At 63.2% G+C, this 18,606-nt stretch carries 15 protein-coding genes; 4 read left to right on the top strand and 11 right to left on the bottom strand.

The genetic code is table 11. From position 1 onward, the window contains the following. The first annotated feature begins 104 nt into the window (after positions 1 to 104). A complete protein-coding gene (locus tag H5P28_RS16135; RefSeq protein ID WP_185676727.1) occupies positions 105 to 1,112 on the top strand; it encodes a glycosyltransferase family 4 protein in 1,008 nt (335 codons plus the stop codon). A 144-nt stretch (positions 1,113 to 1,256) separates the two neighbouring features. Here H5P28_RS16135 and H5P28_RS16130 read toward each other — a convergent pair whose 3' ends face one another. The 9 genes from H5P28_RS16130 to purD form a co-directional block, all read right to left on the bottom strand. Further along, positions 1,257 to 1,802: a DUF5069 domain-containing protein gene (locus H5P28_RS16130; RefSeq protein ID WP_185676726.1), complete on the bottom strand. Its 546-nt coding sequence runs from the start codon at positions 1,800 to 1,802 to the stop codon at positions 1,257 to 1,259. Further along, positions 1,799 to 4,189, bottom strand: coding sequence for a ribonuclease R family protein (locus tag H5P28_RS16125; RefSeq protein WP_185676725.1), 2,391 nt, complete (start codon positions 4,187 to 4,189; stop codon positions 1,799 to 1,801). Before H5P28_RS16125 ends, H5P28_RS16130 begins: the two co-directional genes overlap by 4 nt. A gap of 398 nt (positions 4,190 to 4,587) precedes the next feature. Beyond that, positions 4,588 to 6,270 (bottom strand): putative manganese-dependent inorganic diphosphatase, encoded by a 1,683-nt coding sequence (locus tag H5P28_RS16120; protein WP_185676724.1) that lies wholly within the window; start codon positions 6,268 to 6,270, stop codon positions 4,588 to 4,590. A 121-nt stretch (positions 6,271 to 6,391) separates the two neighbouring features. Further along, entirely contained in the window at positions 6,392 to 7,138 is a 747-nt protein-coding gene (locus H5P28_RS19930; RefSeq protein WP_281398252.1) for a type II secretion system protein, read from the bottom strand. A gap of 147 nt (positions 7,139 to 7,285) precedes the next feature. Beyond that, positions 7,286 to 8,566 carry a serine hydroxymethyltransferase gene (locus tag H5P28_RS16110; RefSeq protein WP_185676723.1) on the bottom strand — a complete coding sequence of 427 codons (1,281 nt, stop codon included), beginning with the start codon at positions 8,564 to 8,566 and terminating at the stop codon, positions 7,286 to 7,288. A gap of 255 nt (positions 8,567 to 8,821) precedes the next feature. Further along, positions 8,822 to 9,271, bottom strand: a complete 450-nt coding sequence (gene rpiB, locus H5P28_RS16105) for a ribose 5-phosphate isomerase B (protein ID WP_185676722.1) — start codon at positions 9,269 to 9,271, stop codon at positions 8,822 to 8,824. A 2-nt stretch (positions 9,272 to 9,273) separates the two neighbouring features. After that, complete coding sequence (locus tag H5P28_RS16100; protein WP_185676721.1) at positions 9,274 to 9,777, bottom strand: arsenate reductase/protein-tyrosine-phosphatase family protein; 504 nt, start codon at positions 9,775 to 9,777, stop codon at positions 9,274 to 9,276. Between the two features lie 6 nt (positions 9,778 to 9,783). Then, the gene (locus H5P28_RS16095; protein WP_185676720.1) at positions 9,784 to 10,716 is read right to left on the bottom strand and encodes a S41 family peptidase; all 933 of its coding nucleotides are present in this window, start codon (positions 10,714 to 10,716) and stop codon (positions 9,784 to 9,786) included. Further along, positions 10,713 to 11,984, bottom strand: coding sequence for a phosphoribosylamine--glycine ligase (gene purD / locus H5P28_RS16090; protein ID WP_185676719.1), 1,272 nt, complete (start codon positions 11,982 to 11,984; stop codon positions 10,713 to 10,715). Before purD ends, H5P28_RS16095 begins: the two co-directional genes overlap by 4 nt. Before the next feature lie 235 nt (positions 11,985 to 12,219). On the opposite strand from purD, the gene H5P28_RS16085 reads away from it, so the two are divergent. Next, the gene (locus tag H5P28_RS16085; RefSeq protein ID WP_185676718.1) at positions 12,220 to 13,650 is read left to right on the top strand and encodes a UDP-N-acetylmuramate--L-alanine ligase; all 1,431 of its coding nucleotides are present in this window, start codon (positions 12,220 to 12,222) and stop codon (positions 13,648 to 13,650) included. A 317-nt stretch (positions 13,651 to 13,967) separates the two neighbouring features. On the opposite strand, the gene xerD is transcribed toward H5P28_RS16085, so the two are convergent. Then, positions 13,968 to 14,894: a site-specific tyrosine recombinase XerD gene (gene xerD, locus H5P28_RS16080; protein ID WP_185676717.1), complete on the bottom strand. Its 927-nt coding sequence runs from the start codon at positions 14,892 to 14,894 to the stop codon at positions 13,968 to 13,970. A 98-nt stretch (positions 14,895 to 14,992) separates the two neighbouring features. On the opposite strand from xerD, the gene argA reads away from it, so the two are divergent. Further along, a complete protein-coding gene (gene argA, locus H5P28_RS16075) occupies positions 14,993 to 16,324 on the top strand; it encodes an amino-acid N-acetyltransferase (RefSeq protein WP_185676716.1) in 1,332 nt (443 codons plus the stop codon). A gap of 142 nt (positions 16,325 to 16,466) precedes the next feature. On the opposite strand, the gene H5P28_RS16070 is transcribed toward argA, so the two are convergent. Then, positions 16,467 to 17,453, bottom strand: a complete 987-nt coding sequence (locus tag H5P28_RS16070) for a YeiH family protein (RefSeq protein ID WP_185676715.1) — start codon at positions 17,451 to 17,453, stop codon at positions 16,467 to 16,469. A 76-nt stretch (positions 17,454 to 17,529) separates the two neighbouring features. Between H5P28_RS16070 and H5P28_RS16065 the strand changes: the two genes are divergently transcribed. Beyond that, positions 17,530 to 18,474, top strand: a complete 945-nt coding sequence (locus tag H5P28_RS16065; protein ID WP_185676714.1) for a LysR family transcriptional regulator — start codon at positions 17,530 to 17,532, stop codon at positions 18,472 to 18,474. Positions 18,475 to 18,606 lie beyond the last annotated feature (132 nt).

Raw genomic sequence — 18,606 nt, 5'->3', positions numbered from 1 at the left:
TGCCGGGTGGATAGTTCGTTGCCCGTACAACTCGGGTTGGAAATACGCGCGCGGTCAATTGCGGCGTTGACTCCCAGTCTGGCGCATGAGGCAATTTAACCGCAATGCGAATCCTCGTCGGCTCCCATGTTTTTCACCCCAGCGTGGGCGGGATCGAATCGGTTTCCGCCATGCTGGCGGAGGCGTTTGTGAAGCTCGGGCACGAGGTGCAGGTGGTCACGCAAACCCCTTCCGGCCAACCCGACGCGGCCCCGTATGCCATCCACCGCCAGCCCGGCGGGGGCGAACTGCGTTCGCTGCTGGGGTGGTGCGAGATTTTCTGGCAAAACAATATCAGCCTGAAAACTCTCGGCCCGGCGTTGCTCAAGGGCACGCCGACTGTCATCACCCACCAGACCTGGCTCATGCGGCCCGACGGGCGCACGGGCTGGCAGGATGTTTTGAAAAAGCTGGCCTCGTCCCGCGTGCGCAATGTGGCCATCAGTCGCGCCATTGCCGAGGCCCTGCCGGGCGAGCCGGTCATCATCGGCAACCCGTACCGCGACGAGCTTTTCCGCCGCGACACCTCCGTGCCGAAGGACCGTGACGTGGTGTTTCTCGGGCGTCTGGTTTCGGACAAGGGGGCGGACCTGCTTATTGACGCGCTCGACGGGCTGGAGCAACCGGGCGGGGCTCCCGTCTCCTGCACCATCATCGGCGACGGTCCCGACCGTGTCGCGCTGGAGGCGCGGGCGAAGGGGCGCGACATCGTTTTTACCGGCGCGAAGTCCGGCCCTGAACTGGTCACTCTACTTAACCGGCACAAGCTCCTCGCCGTACCCTCGCGCTGGAATGAGCCCTTCGGGATCGTCGCGCTGGAAGGGCTGGCCTGCGGCTGCGTTCCGGTGGTCTCCGCCGGGGGTGGGCTGCCGGATGCTGTCGGGCCGTGCGGGGTCACTTTCCCCAACAACAATGCCGGGCCGCTGCGCCAGCAGTTATGCGACTTGCTTGGCAACGCCGCCCGCCGCCAGGCCCTGCTGGCCAACGCGCCCGAGCATCTCTCCCGGCACACAGCAGAGGCTGTCGCCCACCAGTACCTGGCGGTTTTCGAGTCGATGCGGGCGGGGCGCTGAGCGTGCCCGTTGGTGGCTATGATAGGATCGGGACGATTTCCGGATCGGCTGTTTTTTTACCGGGAAGGTCAGGAAGTGCCGGGATATGCGCCTCCGGTCTTCCTTCTCGTTCTTTCCGGCCTTCCTGTTAAACGAACATGCTCTCTATCCCTGGGCGTCCGCTCTGGCTTTGGCGCTACGCTGTTTGACCCAGTTGATGATAGCGCGGTCGTCGTGCTCGTGTTCAGCGACGACGCGCAGGAATTCCGCCGGATGGATGTCGTGCTCCTTGAGAAAGGCGCGGTCACCTCCGCAGCAGTACATGGTGTCGTCGTCGAGCTCGCCGTGGAGTTTGGCTTTGGCCTTTTCGATGATGCGGGGGAGCCAGCGGATGCCCTCGACTTCCGCGTCCTTGGGGGTGTAGGAATCCATGCGGACTTTGTTGTCGCTTTGCTGGCCGTGGAGTTTTTCCAGAAAGTAGTTCCGGCGCACGTCGCATATCATGGCAAAGGTGGGGAAGTCTGGCTCGCCCGAGCTGACGTAGTCCTCGGCGAAGTCGTAAATCTCCTGCGGGGTGATGCCGTTGGCGCGCAGCCACATCTCCTCCTCGGTCTCGAAATAGGTGCCCGAGCCGCGCTGGCCGGATTCGTATTGCTTGACCGCTTTTTCCCAAAGACGGTGCAGGTGCTTCTGGTAGTCGTAGTGTTTCATCGGTTACGTTTGTTGCGGCGTTGCTTTTTGTCCTTCTGCTTTTCCTTGGGCTTGTTCTCCTTGGGCTTGCTTTTGGAGGGAGGCGCGACTTTCTGCGCGGGCTCGAAGCCGAGCTTCGGGTCCTCCTCGACGAGGTGGAAGTCGATCTGCCGTTTGAAACGGTCCACGCGCTCGACGGCTACCTTAATGTATTGGCCGACCGAATACTTCTTGCGGCGTCGGCGGCCCTGGAGGGCGGAGCCGTCGTCGGTGAGCGTGTAGAGGTCGTCACGCAGGGTGGATATGTGCACCATGCCGAAGGCGAGCGACTCGGTCAGTTCGATGAACATGCCGTGGTTTTTGACATCGGTCACGATGGCCTCGAAGACGGTCTTGTCCTTCTTTTCGACCTCGCGCTCGAAGAACTCCAGCAACTTGATCTTGACCGATTCGCGCTCGGCCTCGGTCGAGTTCTGCTCGGTCAGGGTGAGGTGCTCGGAGAGCCCGTCCAGGTCTGCCTTGGTGTACTTGAGCGCGACGCGGGCCGGAGCTGTATCGAGTCCGTGCTTGGCCAGGTAGTAGTCAAAGGTCCGGTGCTGCACGAGGTCGGAGTAGCGGCGGATGGGCGAGGTGAAGTGCCCGTAAAAGGTCTTGTAGAGCCCGTAGTGTCCGTCGGTCTGGGCGCGGTAGCAGGCCTGCTTGAGGCTGCGCAGGAACTGGATTTTTAGCGGATAGCTCTGCGAGTGCTCATTGATTTTCTTGAGCAGGCGTGTGACCTCGGCGCGGTTGGTGAGGTCGCCCACAGCGATGCCGACCGTCATCATGTGCTCGCGCAGTTCGTAGAGCTTGTCGGGGTCGGGCTCGTCGTGGACGCGCGAGATAAACGGGATCCCTGCCTCGAAAAACGCCTTGGCCACGGCCTCGTTGGCCGCGAGCATAAACTCCTCGATGAGCTGGTGACTCTCGTCATTTTCAATGCTCTCGATGCGGTCGGCGTAGCCGTTTTCATCGACGAAGATTTTCACCTCCGGCATGTCGAGGTCGAGGCTGCCCTTGGTCATGCGGGCGTTGCGCATCCTGGAGGCGATGTCCCAGAAGCGCCGGATGGTTTGCTGGATCTTGCGCATCTCGGCGTCGTCCAGCTCGGTCAGAGCCCGGCCGGTGGAGCCGGTCTGGTGCGCGGGCGGCAGCGGGGTGCCGCGGATCTCGTCGATGTCGTCTTTTTTGAGAAAGGCGTAGGCCTGCCGGTAGGTCAGGCGCTTGGCGCTGCGGATGACGGTGTTGGCAAAGGTGGTGCCGGTGTGCTTGCCGTTGCGGTCGAAGTCGAGGAAGACGGTTTTGGTCAGCCGGTCCTGATCCTCGACCAGTGAGCAGATGCCGTTGGAGAGCGCCTGCGGGAGCATCGGGATGACACAGCCGACGAGGTAGGTCGAGTTGCCGCGGCGCTTGCCCTCCTTGTCCAGCGCGGAGCCGGGACGCACGTAGGAGGCGACGTCTGCGATGTGCACGCCGATGCGGCAGCCGCCCTTGCCGGTATCCTCCAGCGAGAGCGCGTCGTCGAAGTCCTTGGCGTCGTCCGGGTCGATGGTGAGGGTGAATTTTTTGCGGCAATCGAGCCGGCCCTTGATGTCCTTTTTGCGGACGGTATCGGGGACGTCGGCCACTTCGTTGAGCACGGCGTCGGGGAAAGTTGTCTCCAGCTTGTACTTGTGGAGGATGGCCTTGAACTCGGCGGCGGGCTCGTGGGTGCGACCGAGGACTTCGGTGATGACGCCCTCGGGATTGAGGTGGCGCATCTTCCACTCCAGCAGGCGCACGACGACCTTGTCGCCCTCCTTGGGCTTGGGGAAGACCTCGGCCTTTTCAGGCGGAGGGACGAGGATGTCGTGAATGATGCGCGGATCGTCCGGCACGACGTGGTGGTACATGCGGGACTGCTTGAGCGTGCCAGTGAGCGTCGGGTGGGCGCGCTGGAGCACGCGAATGACGCGGGCCAGTGTCTCGCCCTCGCGGGGGCGGTTGCGGCGATCACGGCTGCGGCGGCGCTTGTTCTCGTCGCTGAGGCGGACGAGCACCTTGTCCTCATGCAGGGCCACGCCGGTGTCTTCGGCCAGAATAGTGAGCGGCTCGCGGGGCGGCTTGCCCGGTTGTGGATCAGGCAGGAGGAGGGCTCGTCCGCTCTGGCGGAACTTGATCGTCCCGCTGACCAGGTCGGCGTCCTTGGGCTGGACGAAGCGGTCGCCCTTGACCTTGGCGATGAGGCCCTGATCAAGCAGCTTGTGCAGGGTGCGGCGGAACTGCTTGTTTTCGCGTTTGCTCAGATCGAGCGCTTTTACCAGATCCTGCTGATTTAGCGGGACGTAGTCCTCGCGGGAAAGATGGTCGAGAATCTTGCGGTCGAGTTCCATAAGGGAAATATATACGCCCACGGCCTGCGGGAGCGAGTGGAAAGAACCTCGCGCCGTTAGCCTTCCTTTTCAAGTGCGCGGCAGTTTTTCTCTGGGAGAAGGTGCGCGAGACGCTGCGGGGGAATCTGTTTCTTTTTTAACCGCAAAGACGCGGAGGCGCAAAGCGCTGTCGCTGGATGACGGCAGTTTGTCGATCGCTGTATGTCATTGCAGGAGGCGTTTGCCCAAGGCCACCGCTGCTGGTTATTTTATTTCCTAAACGAGACCGGCAAAGATGGCGTGTTATTTCAAGCACGCTCAGCCCAACGCAGGTGGCGCGGAGAAACAGCGACAGCGCTTTGCGCCTCCGCGTCTTTGCGGTTAAAAAGAAACAAAAAACCGTCCGTCAGCGCGAACCCTCAACCACCGGCGGCGACGCCCATGCCGCTGAGCAGGTTCGAGAAGTAGGGGATGACCTGTTTCTTGCGGCTGACGATGCCCGGCAGTTCGAAGATGTGATGCGAGCTGCCCACGGGTGAGAAGGATATCTGCTCGATGCAGGCTTCGTCGCCCTCGACCAGCAGGAGCGAGTTCTGGGTGTTGATGTCCGTGACCAGCAGGCACGAGAAGGAAAGCCCCTCCTGCGTCTGGTAGTCGGAAAGCGCCTGCTGGATGTCGGCGGACTTTTTCCAGAAATTGTTAAAGCCCAGCTCCTCGACCTGCGAGACGGAGTAGCGGATCTCACCCTGCTCGTACTGCTTGCAGTCGGAGGTGATGACCTTTTCCGGCGATTCACTGACCACGATGGACCCGGCGGTGAAAATCAGCGTGGCCAGCGCGTCGGTCTCGACCCCGGCGATCTTCGAGAGCCAGGGCAGGAGGTTTGCGTCGCGCTCGGTCGTGGTCGGGCTCTGGAGGTTGAGCGTGTCGGAAATGATCCCGCCCATGAGCACCCCGGCGATCTGCGGGGTGGGGTCGATCCCGCGACTGCGGTAAAGCTCGGCGATGATGCTGCAGGTCGAGCCGATGATCTCGTTGCGGAACAGGATCGGCTGCGCGGTGGGCGGATTGCCGAGGCGGTGGTGGTCCACGATCTCGACGATGTTGACCTCGCCCGCGCCGTTGACGGCCTGGCCCAGCTCGTTGTGGTCCACCAGCACGAGCCGGGTGTTGACGGGCTTGAGCAGATCGGTCTTGGTGAAAACGCCTTCCAGACGGCCCGAGTCGTCCACCACGCAGTAGATGGGGGAGTTGTTCTGGGCGATGCGGCGGCGGACCACGCTGAGCTTTTCCTCGCGGTCGAAAGTGGTGATGTTCTTGCTGTCAACGAGCGGCCCCAGCTCGGTCGCGGTGCGGATGATCCACGAGGTCGTGGCCGAGTCGAAGCGGCTGACGATGAGGCCGATGTTTTTCTCCTTCGCCATCTGCACGACATCGTCGTCGATCTCCAGTCCGCCGGTGACGACGAGCAGGCGCACGCCGCTCTGGATCGAGCGCTGCTGGATGTCGTAGCGGTCGCCCACGATGATGATGCTCTGCTCGGGGCAGATGTCCTCGGTCTTGGTGAACTTGCCAAAGGAGCGCAGGTCCATGGCCGCGATCCGGACAAAGAGGTCCTCCACGCGCTCGGGTTCGACCATGTTGATGACGTCGGCCTGGAGCGCCTTGACGATGTTGTCGATGCTGGTGTGGACGTGGCGCATCTTGCGCGGCTCGGCCGGCTTGGGGATGAAAAACTCGCCCAGGTCGAAGATCGAAACCACGCCGACGACATGCTCGTTGTCATCGACGACGGGGAGCGCGCGGATGTCGTAGCGGTCGATCAGGTCAAGCGCCTCGGCGCAGGTCGCGTCCACATGGGTCTTGCGGATGTCGCGGCGCATGATGTCCTCCACGCGCGGGATAACGTCCCCGACGTACATGGGCAGGGGGACGTTGAACTTCGACAGGATCGAGTCGATGCGGGCGTTGCTGTTGCCGCAGCGGGCGGCGACATAACCGCTTTCACCGGTCGCTTCCTTAAAGGCCGCATAGGCGATAGCGGAGCAGATCGCGTCCGCGTCGGGGTTCTTGTGGCCGATAATATAAGTGCTGGCTGACATCTGTATTAGGAATAACGATCCGCAGAGTTTCCCGTATTTAAACGGATTCGTCAATGCCGCGAAAAAAAAAGAGGCCCGGCAAAACGCCGGGCCTCTTGAAGGAAATCTTGTTTTTGGCCGATTAGCTGCCGGTCACGCCGCCATCAGCAGGCAGGATGGCTGTGGTGGTGGTGGTCCGGATGGCTTCCTGGATATTGGAAGTCGAATCTCCGGCGCTGGAGTTGGAGCCGGGAGTCAGCTTGTTTTCGTCGTCGGTCAAGTTGTCGAACCATTCGACGTGGCCGTCCATGAAGGCGATGTGACCACCGGTGCCCTGCCAAGGGGATGCGGGCTGCCATTCGCCGGCGGTGTCGAGACCCTTGGTCCAGAGCAGCGGGGTGGTGGAGGTCGGGGCGTTGGCGCTCATGTTGACCACCACGACGTAACCGATGGCATCTTCGTCAAGCGCCTGCCAGTCGGTGTTGACCGTGAAGTCGGAACCAGTGCCGGTGCCGATGGAACGGGGAATGGTGGTCGTGGCATTGGAGAAGCCTTCGTCCGAGTCGATGAACCACAGGGAGGCGTCCGTCAGCTCGACGTTGTTGGCCAGAACCTGCGCCCATTCCTTGACGCTGGAGGCGGTACGGCCACCAGCAGTCCAGGCAGCGTCGGTGATGGTCTTGGTACGGCTGCCGGCGTTGGAGAAATTGCTGTAGCCCATGGCGATCTGGCGCATGTTGCTGGACGACTTGGTCTGGGCAGCACGACGCTGCACGCTACCGACGGTCGGGATGATGATAGCTGCCAGAATACCGATAATCGCGATAACGGTCAGCAACTCGATGAGGGTGAAGCCCTTACGGGGCAGGGTATGATTTTTATATGTCATGATGTTTCGGGAGAGTTTTTGGGTTAAAAGCGCCGCCCGCAGAACGCGAAGCGAGGGAGAGTGAGACTTCTATGAATCTACTATATCACCTCAGAGCGCCGTTTGGGTCAATTCTTTCTTATGAAAGGGTTGGAGTTAATATTTTCCTCAATCCTTGTAGGGAAGGGGGAAGCGGGCGGCCAGGGCGAGGAGCTTCTCACGGGTGGCGGTGATTTTAGCCTCGTCCTCCACATTGTTGAGCACATCGGCGATGGCTTCGGCGATGACGGGCATCTCGGCCTCGGTCATGCCGCGAGTGGTGACGGCGGGCGTGCCCAGACGCAGGCCCGAGGTGTAGTAGGGCTTGCGTGTGTCGCCGGGGACCGAACTGCGGCTGGTCGTGATATTGGCCAAGTCGAGGGCGCGCTGGGCTTTGAGGCCGGACAGCTCGGGGTGGCTGTTGCGGAAGTCGAGCACCATCAGGTGGTTGTCGGTGCCGCCGCTGCAAAGCTCGAAGCCCTTCTCGATCAAGCCCTTGGCCAAAGCGCGGGCGTTGAGTACGATCTGGTGCTGGTACTTCTTGAACTCCTCGGTGGCGGCGTCCTTGAAGCAGACGGCCTTGGCCGCGATGATGTGCATGAGCGGGCCGCCCTGGTTCATTGGGAACACGGCCATGTCGATGGCCTTGGCGTGCTCTTCCTTGCACATGATGAGGCCGCCGCGCGGGCCGCGCAGGGTCTTGTGCGTGGTGGTGGTGACGAAGTCGGCGTGCGGGACCGGGTTGGGGTGCTCACCGGCGGCGACGAGGCCCGCGATGTGGGCGATGTCGGCCATGAGCAGGGCCCCGACGGAACGGGCGATTTCGCCCATTTTGGCAAAGTCGATGGTGCGCGGGTAGGCCGAGGCACCGACTGTGATCATCTTCGGCTTTTCGCGGACGGCCATTTCAGCCAGCTCATCGTAGTCGATCTGGCCGGTTTCCGGGCTGACGCCGTAGTGGACGACCTCGTAGTTGATGCCGGAGAAGTTGACCGGGCTGCCGTGGGTGAGGTGGCCGCCGTCGGAAAGGCGCATGGTCAGGATCTTGTCGCCGTGCTTGAGCATGGCGGTATAGACGGCGATGTTGGCCTGGCTACCAGCGTGGGGCTGGACATTGGCGTGGTCGGCACCGAAGAGGGCCTTGGCGCGGTCGATGGCGAGCTGTTCGACGGTATCCACATGGGTGCAACCGCCGTAGTAGCGCTTGCCCGGATAACCCTCGGCGTACTTGTTGGTCAACACGCTGCCAGCGGCTTCCATGACCGAGGGCAGCGTGAAGTTTTCCGAGGCGATCAGCTCGATGTGCGTCTGCTGACGGTGGCACTCCTGGCTGATGGCGTTGTAGATTTCCGGATCAAACTCGGCCAGAGGCGCGGGATTGAGGGTCGAGAACTTGGCTTCGGTAGGCATGATGTGAAAAGCTGTTCTAAATGCCGTCAATACGGCCCGGAGTCAAGCCGACTTGCGCAAACCGCCCGGTTTGCGCAAGGAAGTTTGAGAGTTTGAAGGTTTGAAGGTTTGAGAGTTCAGGCGGTTCGTGGATCGTCACTGCCTGACGGGCACTTTATCGCCATACCGCCCCCTCCTACTTCAACTCTCAAACTCTCAAACCTTCAAACTCTCAAACTTGTTCTGGCGGGCCGCAGGCTCGTCAGAACGTCCGGCCTACCGCTCGTTTTCCAGCTCGATGGCGGAAATCTTGTCGAGACGGATCTGGTGGCGACCGCCGTCGTAGGGGGTTTCGAGGAAAATCCGGGTAAATTTGGCCGCCTCGTAGGCAGTCTGGTATTTCTGGCCGAAGCAGATAATGTTGGCGTTGTTGTGGCGGCGGGAGAACTCGGCCCCGTCCTCGTTGGAGACGACGGCGGCGCGGATGCCCCGGACCTTGTTCGCGCTGATGGAGATGCCGATCCCGGTCGTGCACACGAGTACCCCGAAGTCGGCCTCGCCCTTGGCGACATCCTCGGCCACGGCCTTGCCGTAGTCCGGGTAGTCCACCCGCTGGTGGTCGTAGGTGCCGCGGTCGATGGCCTCATGGCCCATATCCTTAAGCACTTGGAGGACGGCGTTTTTCAGGTCAACGCCGCCGTGGTCGGAACCGAGAGAGATTTTCATGTTCAGGCAGGGGTCGGGTTTTTCAAATCGTCGTAATGCGCTTTGAGAAAGGCCACGATAGACGGGACGGCCTCGACCATGCTGTCGCGGGCCGCCTCATAGGCGGGGAGGCTGCTGCCGAAGGGGTCGGGGATTTCCACGTCGGCTCCGCCGCCCATCAGCTCCCGGAAAAGATAAACGTGGGGTGTGGTTTGCGCAAACTGCATTTCGATCATCGCCCGGTGCGTCTGGGTCATGCAGAAAATGGCCAGCGACTGATCGACAATGGCCTGCGTCATGCCCTGGCTGCGGTGCCCGGAGAGATCGAGACCGACTTTTTTCACGGCGCGCACGGCGTTGGCCGAGGCGGGTTCGCCGCAAAAGGCCGACACGCCCGCGGACTGGACCGTGATGGACGACAGGGGCTGACCCTCTGCCTGAAGCGCGTGGGCGAGGAGCTTTTCTCCCATGGGGCTGCGGCAGATATTCGCTGTGCAGACGACGGTGACGTGGTTACGGTCGGACATGCGTGATCAGGAAGGTGGCAGCAGACCCATCACTTGTAAAGCGACAATCACATCCATTCCGCGTTGCAGGACGGCGTCGATGGTCGCTGCCTGGTCTTTCTCGGGGCTTTCGGCACTGGTGCCGTTGCGGGGGGCGAACTGCATTTGCAGGACCGACTCGACGGCGGTGCCGCGCTCGACCAGGTGGTAGGCCAGGTAATCGGCCTGCGGGTCGGCCTCGACGGCGACGGAGGGCGTCAGGCCCTTGCCGAGCAGGGATTGCCCGTCGGCGGTGAGGATTTCGCTCTCCAATACGTAAAAGTGCATCATTCCCGGCACGGGAATATAGGTGCCGGTCTGTCCGGCGGTGGGGGTGCCCACGGTGAGGATTTTTTTCTTCGCCTGGAGGTCGGCCAACTGGATTTCGATCTCCCCGGCGGTACGTCGGTTGACCAGCACGATGACGGGGCGCTCCTCTCCGAGCTTGTTCAGGCGGTTGAGGAATTTCTTCGGCGCAGGCGTGGAGCAGAAGCGCAGGTCGAGGATGAGCTTTTGCGGGTCCTTGACGGTGTCCAACATGGCAAGCCCGAGCGAGGGGTCGTAAATGCGCAGGTAGGTGACGCCGCGCGGCAGGTCGGCCTTGAGGGGCGGGGCGGGGGAGTGGCCGGGAAGTTCCGGCGGCGGGACGGTCAGGACTTTTTCCGGGTAAAGCGCGGCCAGCCCGCGCCAGACCAGTTCCTGTTGGGAGTGGGCCGCCAGTTCTTCGGCCATGAGCGACTCGGCGGAAGGCAACCCCTCCGCCGCACCGCTGGCAGAATTGTCTGCGGCCTCGGTGGCGGCCGCAGCGGTGACAGCCGGGGGCGTCCCGGACGCCGAGGCGTCGCCTTCCGCCGCGGGGGCGGCAACCGCCCCCGTCAGGGGAAGCGCCAGCGCGCCCAGAGCTGTCAACAGAAGGTTCATTCGCGGGCGAGTTGGCGATAGCCGATGTCGCGGCGCAGTTGCGCACCGTCAAAGTGGACCTGATCGCAGAGGGCGTAGGTGCGTTGGGCGGCTTCGCGGAGGGTTTTTCCGGTGCCGGTGATCCCGAGCACGCGGCCCCCGCTGGTGACGATGGTGCCGTCTTCAAGCTGTTTGGTCCCGGCGTGGATGATGGCCGTGCCCGGTTCGACTTCGGCGGGGAAGGAGATGGGCTTGCCCTTTTCGTAGCCGCCCGGATAACCGGCGGCGGCCATGACCACGACCAGGGCGTAGTCGTCGCTGATCTTGACCTCGGCGGGCTTGAGCGTGCCCTTGGCGCAGTCGAGCATGATCTTGACCGGGTCGTCCTTGAGCAGGGGTAGGAGCACCTGCGTTTCGGGGTCGCCAAAGCGGACGTTGAACTCGACCACCTTGGGCTGGCCTTTTTCGATCATGATGCCGATGTAGAGCGTACCCCGGAAAGTGATGCCATCGGCCTCCAGCCCCGCGAGCGTCGGCTCGATGATTTCCTTGACCACCTTTTCGTTGATGTCGGGGGTGACGACCGCCGCCGGGGCGTAAGCGCCCATGCCGCCGGTGTTGGGCCCGGTGTCGCCCTCGCCGATGCGCTTGTGGTCCTGGCTGGGGGGCAGCATGACGTAGTCGCGTCCGCTGACCATGAGCATGATGGAGGCCTCCTCGCCGTCCATGAACTCCTCGATCAGGATCTCGTGGCCGCTCACGCCGAAGGTGTTGCGCACGAGCATGTCGTGGGCGGTGCGCTCGGCGTCCTCGAAGCTCTGCGCGATGATCACGCCCTTGCCCGCGGCCAGGCCGTCGGCCTTGATGACGACGGGGTAGGACTGGGTTTTTAAATACGCCAGCGCCTCGTTGAGGTCGGTGATGCGCTTGCCCATGGCGGTGGGGATGTGGTGGCGCAGGAGAAAGTCCTTGGTGAAGGTCTTGCTGGCCTCCAGGCGGGCAGCGGCCTTGTTCGGGCCGTAGGCGGGGATGCCGACGGCCTCCAGGGCATCGACGACGCCGAGGCTGAGCGGCACTTCCGGCCCGACGATGACGAAGTCAACCCCTTCGGCCTGCGCCAGCTTGACGGTGGCGGGGATGTCCTCGACGTTCAGGGGCACGCAACGGGCTTCGGCCTGCATCCCGCCGTTGCCGGGGGCGGCGAAAACCTCGTCCACCAGATCGCTGGCCAAGCAGCTCTTGAGCAGGGTATGTTCGCGCCCGCCGGAACCGATAATCATCACTTTCATAACAAACAAATCGCTAAAAGGGTTATTTTTGCTTCCCGCCATCGTGCTTATCGGAATAAGCCTTGTCTAGGCCGTTTCTCGGAAAAACTCGGGGGCGGTGGAAAGACTCTTTTTTATATTCATCTCGCACGGAGCCACGGAGGATTAAAAAGTATTTCATGGATGACGCTTCAATATTTATCTCCGTGCCTCTGTGCCTCCGTGTGAGTAAAATTCTCTTTATTCTTCAAACGCTTTGAAAATCTACTTCATGGGAATCTGCGGAACCGCGATGGGCAACGTTGCGGTCCTGATGAAACGCCAGGGGCACGCGGTCAGCGGCTCCGATACTGGCATTTACCCGCCGATGTCCGACCTGCTGGCCGGGGCCGGGATTGAGGTCATGGAGGGCTTCGACCCGCAACGGCTGGAGGCCCTGGCCCCAGACACCGTGGTCATTGGCAACGCCATGAGCCGCGGCAACCCCGAAGTCGAGTGGCTGCTGGAAACGCGCAAAATCCCCTTCGTCTCGCTGCCGGAGCTGGTCAGCCGGGAAATCCTCTCGGCCCGACGCAATATCGTGGTTTCCGGTACACACGGCAAGACCACCACCACTTCGCTGGCCGCCACCTTGCTGACCAGGAACACCCCGGCGCACGCGCCCAGACCCGGCTGGATGATCGGCGGCGTGCCCCGCGATCTGCCCACCGGCGCGGAACTGGGGGAGGCCGGCGGCCCCTTCGTCATCGAGGGCGACGAGTACGACTCGGCCTTTTTTGACAAGCGCAGCAAGTTCATCCACTACCAGCCGCGCGTGCTCGTGATGAACAACCTGGAGTTCGACCACGGGGACATCTTCCGCGACCTGGAGGACATTATCCGCAGCTTTCGGCACCTGACCCGGCTCGTGCCGCAGGGCGGGGCCATCCTCTACAACGCCGACGAGCCGACGCTCGCCGCCATGATGCCCGTGCCGTGGACGCGTTGCCTCTCCGTCGGCACGGGTGAAAACGCCGACTGCCGGATAGTGGATTTTTCCGAGGACGCCGAAGGCTCGCGCTTCACCCTGCGCTGGCCCGGCGGTGAAACCACCCCCGTCGCCTGGAGCCTGCCCGGTCTCTTCAACGCCCGCAACGCCGCTATGGCCGCGCTCGCCGCCGGGCTGATCCTCGATCCGCTCAAACCCGCCTCGCTCGACCTTTCCCCACTGAGAGACTTCCTCGGCGTCAAGCGTCGTCAGGAGGTCCGGCTGGCCCGTCCCGGCCTGACCGTGCTGGAGGACTTCGGGCACCACCCGACCGCTATCGCCCAGACCCTGGTTTCTCTGCGGGCGCGCTACCCTGGCTGGCAATTGACCGCCTGCTTCGAGCCCCGCAGCAACACCGCCTGCACCGCGCATTTCCAGAGCGCCTTTACCGAGGCCCTCGCCGGGGCCGACGAGTGCTTCCTCGCGCCCGTGCACCGTCCCGACCGCTACGCCGAGGACAACCGGCTCGACACCGACCGCATGGCCCGCGACCTCAGCGCACAGGGCACGCAAACCCGCGCCTGCACCTCCTTCGACGACCTGCTGGATTCCCTTACCACCGCCACCCTCCAGGACACATCCCGCCCGCGCTGCGTCGTGGTCTTCTCCAATGGAGCCTTCGGCGGCAAACTGCCCGAGTACCTGAGCCGGGTGGAGTGATTTTATACCGACCCTAAGTAGCTTTGAGGATTATGTGAGAGGGTGTTTTTTGAAAAAAACACCCTCTCGCGCTCTCTCTAAAAAACTTTTGAGACGGGACTTCGTTCCTTCGTGAGAACGGCAACCTACAAGCCCCAAACCACCATTGGCGGGCCCGTGTCAGTGATGGCTTCAATGTCGGTCCGGCGTTTGGGCGAAGCCCGGACGCCGGACCGGGGGTGCAGCTAAAAAGCTGGTCCAGCCGGACCTGCCGCGGGGTGTGGGGGCGCGGAGCCCCACGCTTCCCTTCTTCTACCAGCTCTCCCTCCCGGCCCGGCTCACTCGCGCACCTGCTTGCGGCGGGGGTGGAACTGGGCGTGCTGGGTGGCGAGGGATTCGGTTTTGACGGCGGTGTAAATCTGGGTGGTGGAGATGTCGGCGTGGCCGAGCATTTCCTGGATGGCGCGCAGGTCGGCCCCGTTTTCGAGCAGGTGGGTGGCGAAGGAGTGGCGCAGCAGGTGGGGTTTGACGGGCTTGGTGATCCCGGCGGTGGCGGCGTGTTGGCGCAGGTTGACCCAGAAGGTTTTCCGCGAGAGGGCGCGCCCCCACTGGCTAAGAAAAAGGTCGCTCCCGGTGCGGGGTTTGACCAGCTTCGGCCGGGCCACGGAGAGGTAGCGTTCGAGGGCCTCAATGGCTTTGGAGCCGACGGGCACGATGCGCTCCTTTGAACCCTTGCCGAAGATGCGCACAAAGCCGTGGTCGAGGTCCACCGCCTGCAAGGGTAACTCGCATAGTTCGGAAACGCGAAGCCCGCTGGAGTACATCAGCTCCAGCATGGCGCGGTCGCGGATGCCCTGCGGGCTCTCTTCGTCGGGGGCGTCGAGCAGGCGCTCGACCTCGTTGGCACTGAGCGTGCCGGGGAGCTTGCGGTGCAGCTTGGGCGTGTCCAGCAGTTCGCAGAAGTCCTTCGCGCAGACGCGTTCGCGTACGAGGAATTTGGCGAACATGCGCAGTGCCGAGAGCTTGCGGGCGACGGTGGCCGGCTCGTAGTCGAGCTTCGAGAGTTCGCTCAACCACCCCTCCAGGTGTTCCCGGTCCACCCCCGACCAGTCCCCCACGCCCTGTGCTTTGAGGTAATCCCAGGCGTGCGCGAGGTCGTTGCCGTAGGCCTCCACCGTGTTGGCCGACAAGCCGCGCTCAGTCTGCAGGTAGAGCAGAAAGTCATCGACCACCGGGTCGCTCACGAACGGGGCTTTCGTCGGCATGAAGCGACCAATAAAAAGCGTGCCCGCCCGCACCGCAAGCCAATCAGGATTTTTTGAATTTACCCCAGAGGAAGTAGGCCATATTGATGATGTTAACCATGCCTTCGGACACGAAGACCACCCTCAAGCCGACCGACTTGCGCGGCATCCTCGAATACGTGCCGCAGTTCCGCGACCACGTGTTTGTGATCGCGCTGGACGGCTCGATCATCGACGACGAGAACTTCTCCAACGTCATTACGGACATCGCCGTGCTGCGCAGCCTGAACATCGACATCGTGCTGGTGCACGGGATCGGGCGGCAGATCAAGCGTCTGTCTGAGGAGTGCGGCATCCCGATCAGCGACGCCCACGGCAGCGGAGCCACCGACGGCCCGACGCTGGAGATGGCGACGGCGGCCAGCTCCGAGGTGCTGGAGGTGCTCACCCGCGCGTTGACCCAGAACGGCCTGCGCTACGTCGTCACCAACGCCGTGCGCGCCACCGAGACGGGCGTCATCCGGGGCAAGGATCTCGGCTATACCGGCAAGATTGAGAAACTCGATGAAAAGCTCATCCGGCTCATGCTTTCCGAAGGGGTCGTACCGGTTTTTTCTCCGCTGGCCTGTGACCGCGACGGGCAGCCCTACCGGCTCAACTCCGACCAACTCGCCAGCGAACTGGCCATCCGCCTGAAAGCCTCCAAGCTTATTTACCTGACGCCTTTCCCAGGTCTCGTGGTGGACGGGGAGCCGGTCATGAACATCCCGCTGGACGAGCTTCAGTCGCTCATCACCAAGCACAAAAAGAGCCTCGACGAGCGCCTGCTTTCCAAGGCCGCCTACGCAGCCCGGACGCTTGAGGCGGGCACCCCGCGCGCCCACATCCTCGACGGGCGCATCTTCGGCGGACTTTTGACCGAGATTTTCGACAAGGTCGGCCTCGGCACCATGATCCACGCCAACGATTACCAGCAGATCCGTGCCGCCCGCAAAAAAGACGCCGCCAGCATCTTTGCCATCACCCGCAATGCCGCCAAAAGCGAAACCCTGCGCACCCGCACCCGCCACGCCATCGAAGAGGCCATCGGCAACTTTTATGTGTACGAAATCGACGAGAGCATCGTGGGCTGCTTCAGCCTTGTCCCGCTCGATGGCAAGACGGTCGAGCTTGGGGCCGTCCTCGTGCAGCCCTTTTACCAGGGCCGGGGCGTGGGCAAAAAGCTGGTCGAGTTTGCCTGCCTCGAAGCCCGCCGCATGAAGGCCGACCGCGTCGTCGCGCTCAGTACGCAGGCGGGGAATTTCTTCCGCGATTCGGCCGGATTCGCCGAAGGCACGCAGGACGACCTCCCCAAGGCCCGCCGCGAGGACTACATCGGCAACTCCCGCCACTCGAAGGTTTACGTCAAACGTCTCGCTCCCGCCCGCAAAAAACGCGCCCGCCGGGCCTGATTTTACTTTTTTTAACAGAAAGGGCGGGAAGTGAGAAAGGCTGCGTTTCCGAGCGGACTTGGCGTTCTTTCTGGCCTTCCTGTTAAAATCCCCGACAGGGCAAGGCCGTTTTAAAGTGGGATCAGAACTGCTCCAGCCTGAGTCATTTCCAGAGCACAGCGAAGAGCAGGGCGATGGCGGCGGTGGGTATCCAGATGCCGAGGCCGAGCAGCGCGGGGGACCAGCCGACTTTGCGCAGGGCGAGCGGGCTCAGGCCCGCGCCGATGAGAAAGAGTGAGGCGCTCAGGCAATGGCGTCCGGCCAGCGCGATCCAGTCTCCGGCGGGCGCGAACCCCGGCAGCGTCCAACGCAGGGCGGCCAGCGCGATAAAGCCGAGGATGAACCACGGGAACTTGCTCCCGGCCGCTGTGCCCGAAGCGGGTTCGCGGTTGTCGGCACGGTTCTGGCGGTTTTCCAGGTGCGCGATGAAAAACGCCACCGGGACGATCCACAGGGCGCGGGCGAGTTTGATCGTTGTCGCCAGGGTCAGCGCCTGCGGGCCGTAGGCCAAGCCCGCCCCGACGACCGAGCTGGTGTCGTGAATGGCCAGTGCCGCCCACCAGCCAAAGGCCGGTTCGCTCATGTGCAGGAGGCGCCCGATAAAGGGAAAAAGTACCAGCGCCACGGCGTTCAGGATAAACACAATCCCCAGCGCGGCGGCTGTCTCGTGCTGGCGGGGCTTGAGCACGCCGGCGACAGCGGCGATGGCGCTCCCGCCGCAGATGGCCGTCCCGGCGCTGATTAATAGCCGGGTGTGACGGGGGACGCCCAACGCTCGCCCGACCAGGTTCCCGATCACGAGGATGGCGCTGATGCTGACCAGGGTGACGCCCAGCCCGTCCAGCCCGGCTCGTGCCACCGCTGGCAGTTCGATTCCGGCTCCCAGTGCGATGACCGAGAGCTGAAGCAGCCAGTGGGCGCGGTGATGCCAGCGCTCCGGGGCGGTGTTGGCCCCCGCGAAGGCCGCCCCGATCCCGAGCGCCAGAGCGAGCGCCGCCGGAGCGCCGAACCCGGCGCAGGCCAATGTCCCGACGGGCAGCAACCAAGCTGTGCGGGGCATGTGTCCCGGTGCGTCTGTGTCTTCTGGCATGAGCGGGAGTATATCCGCTTGCCAGCCGGAGGTGGTAATCGTAAATTTCGATAAGCTATTTGAATCATTTATAATCATGGTAAATTCCCTCCCCAAGGTCGATCCGGAGTGGCTGGTCACATTCCTGACCATCGCCGAGTGTGGTGGTGTGCTGGCCGCTTCACGTGCCATGCACGTTTCCCAGCCTGCGCTCTCGGCCCGGCTGCGGCGGTTGGAGGATGCCGTCGGGCAGGCGCTGTTTGACCGCTCGGCGCAGGGGATGACATTGACCGAGGCGGGGCGGCGTCTGCTGCCGGTGGCGCGAAAGTTGCCCAAGGTCCTGCGTGAAGCGGTCGAGGCGGTCGATCCGGCGGCGGGGATGCGCCTGGCCGGGCCTCTGCGGCTATCGGCCAGCACGACGCTGGCGGATTTCGTGTTGCCGCAACTTCTGGCCGAGTATGCCCGCACGCGGGGCGTGCCGGGGCTGGAGTTGCGCGTCGGCAACACCGACGAAGTCCTTGGGGCCGTGCGCAGCGGACGCGTTGCGCTGGGCGCGGTCGAGGGGCTGAGGCGGGCGGCGGGCCTTCACCTGGAGCCCTTTGCTAACGACGAGATTATCCCGGTGTACTCCCCGGACCGGTTGCCGCGCGACCTTCAGAAAAAGCTGCAAAAAGTGACCCGTGTCCGCGACCTGGCGGGTCTCCCCCTTCTATGGCGTGAGCCTGGGTCGGGGACGCGCCGGGTCGTCGAGGACGCTTTCCGTCGCCGGGGCGTTCCGGTTTCGGAACTGAGGACCGACTTCGTGCTCGGGGGGACGCTGGCCCTGCGCGGTGCGGCGCTGGCCGGACTGGGGGTCGCCTTCCTGCCCCGGCGCACCATCGGGCAGGAGTTGGCGCTGGGCCGTCTGGCCGTGCTGGAAAAACCGGGACTGCGCGTGCGGCGGACGTTTTCCTGGGTGATGGTTTCGGGCACGCTCCCTGCCGAACTGGAAGCCTTCCGTCACTGGGCCAATGCCCGCGTCCGCAGCGATGACGCGCTTTAGCGTCCGCTTATCGAGATTAGCTCGTGTCCTCAAATTTTCTAACGCTCCTTATTTTGCCGAAACGGATCTTGCATGTCGACCGGTGGGGCGGAGGACTCCGGGCTTGCTGTGTGGGGTGCGGCTGGCATGCTC

The sequence above is a fragment of the Ruficoccus amylovorans genome, assembly GCF_014230085.1.
In the GTDB taxonomy this organism is placed as follows: Bacteria; Verrucomicrobiota; Verrucomicrobiia; order Opitutales; family Cerasicoccaceae; genus Ruficoccus; species Ruficoccus amylovorans.
This window is presented reverse-complemented; position numbering and strand designations above follow the sequence as displayed.